Origin of the sequence: Paenibacillus ottowii (genome assembly GCF_050516475.1) — a bacterium.
Classification (GTDB): Bacteria; Bacillota; Bacilli; order Paenibacillales; family Paenibacillaceae; genus Paenibacillus; species Paenibacillus ottowii.
In genome coordinates, this window is sequence record NZ_CP191577.1 from 1,688,461 (window position 1) to 1,690,472 (window position 2,012).

Genomic DNA, 2,012 nt, shown 5'->3' on the forward strand with positions numbered 1-2,012 from the left:
TTGCTCTGCCATCTTTAGAGACCATAGGGATAATACATATATTTTCAAGAATTTCATTATCTAGAACATCCTCCAATTGCCTCTTTAGCGTTTCTTTAATTTCTAACTTTGTAAAGAATATAAATTCTGAAAATAAATGCAGTAAAATCTCTTTTACTTCCTCAAGAGTCGTGTTCTCTAACCAAGATGCCACTTTACTTTCTATATCTTTTGTATACCGTTCTTCTTGACCATATTTCTCTATAAAAACTCCAACTGCCTCATTTATGTTCATTTTGATCCCTCTAGTTAGAAGTAAGAAATAGATTTTGCACGTGAAGCATTTATAGGGAGCGGCTCTATTCTCTATAACTTTTTATAACACCGCCCTAGTTCCTTTAGGCTAGATATATTAAAATAAATAGCAAGCCCACCAATAATGAATAGTCCTCTCATAGCATAAGCAACTTGACTTCCTTTTGCATTGTGCGTTTTAGTCAATCGCTTTCACCTCATTACAATATCTAAGCTCATATAAAAGGACTATATACCCAGATCCGAAGAAACAACCCAGCCATTTTCCTACTAAAATCCGCATAAATATTCTTTATTTATTACACTATAGCATATTCATGGAGATATATGGAACAAAAAGACCCTTTAGTAATACCAAGGGCCTAATATTGAATATCGCTTAGATAATATAACTTTTTAGGGAATTTCCTAATTAAATAAAATGAGGATAGCAAATCACCCTGAACAAAAAATAAAAAATTGGTTGTTTTTGTTATCTCCTTCGCTTCTCTAATATCCAACACATTCATAAGCCGTAATAGATATTGGCAATCAGGCGTAGTATGCCCACTCTCCCATTTTTGATATGTTCTTACTGCAGCCCCAATAGAGTTGGCTACTTGCTGTTGAGTCAGTTTCTCTCTTTTCCTGATTGATTTTAAAGCTTCATGGTCAAATTCCATAAGCATTGGAGCAATGTAAAGTTCATACCAAACGTCGCTACCATCATCGTCCCTTCCCCAACAATTTCTACCCCAAATTGCTGTTTCATGATTGGCTTCGACATAAAGAGTCCCCTTTAACTTGCTGTCTACATTTACCCATATCTTAGCTGCATTCTTAACTTTGACTCCAATCCATTTTAGGATAGGGTCACCCTTTTCATCACATGGAAATATCCCCTGCATACTAAAGAGGTTGCCCGATCTTCTGATATAATCACCAATATATTGCTCGCGAAGATCATAAATAATTGGATATAAATTAGACTTCTCGAGCACATAGTTATAATCCACAATTAAATGTGCTGGTGTTCGTTCCTGAATATTCAACTCTTCTGCAAGTTGTAGATAGTGAAACCAGTTATATAGAACATCTATTTGAGAGCATCGCCCTGTTTGCTTAATTGGATACTCAAAAATAGTTTCTATATCTATTTTGTAATAATAAAATAACTTTTCAAGAGTTGAGTACAGTGTTTCTAAATCTTGTTCAAAATCGTTAAGATCCCTTTTTTCTAAAATACCATGTATATATTGATGTAAATCTCCAATATTATGTACACTTGTATCTGGCTCATAAAAATAGAAAGGAATTCGCTTAACAAAAGTATCTCTTGTGACAGGACGATATACAAATCGCCCATCGGTCTTATAAAAATGCTTTGCCTCCTCCCCAATATAAGGAAATACCTCCTGACCAATTACATCATGTCGAGACATATAATCGGTTAGCCTATATCGTGCCTCTTTATCTGTTATATAGTTTTGCAAAATATCATATTCTTCCTCTTTTAACGTCATAAAATATCGCCTGTCTTTGAGTAAATCTTAACACGAACATTATGGGTAATATAGATGTCATATTGCTCATGTTTTATATGGATTGGAAGCTTTGCTTTACTGAAATACACTTGTTTAGTCAAAATAAAAGACAATTTTACGAATAGTAGGACAGGTCAGTATTATAAACATGAAAATCACAGATTTATCTACAATAAATTAAGTAATATGTAATAT

At 33.5% G+C, this 2,012-nt stretch carries 1 protein-coding gene and 1 pseudogene; both read right to left on the minus strand.

The annotated features are described in order from the left end of the window. Positions 1 to 274, minus strand: a pseudogene (locus ACQQ6X_RS07945) (phosphoribosyltransferase-like protein); the annotation flags it as partial. A gap of 382 nt (positions 275 to 656) precedes the next feature. Then, positions 657 to 1,796, minus strand: a complete 1,140-nt coding sequence (locus ACQQ6X_RS07950; protein WP_305164900.1) for a helix-turn-helix domain-containing protein — start codon at positions 1,794 to 1,796, stop codon at positions 657 to 659. Positions 1,797 to 2,012: the final 216 nt, after the last annotated feature.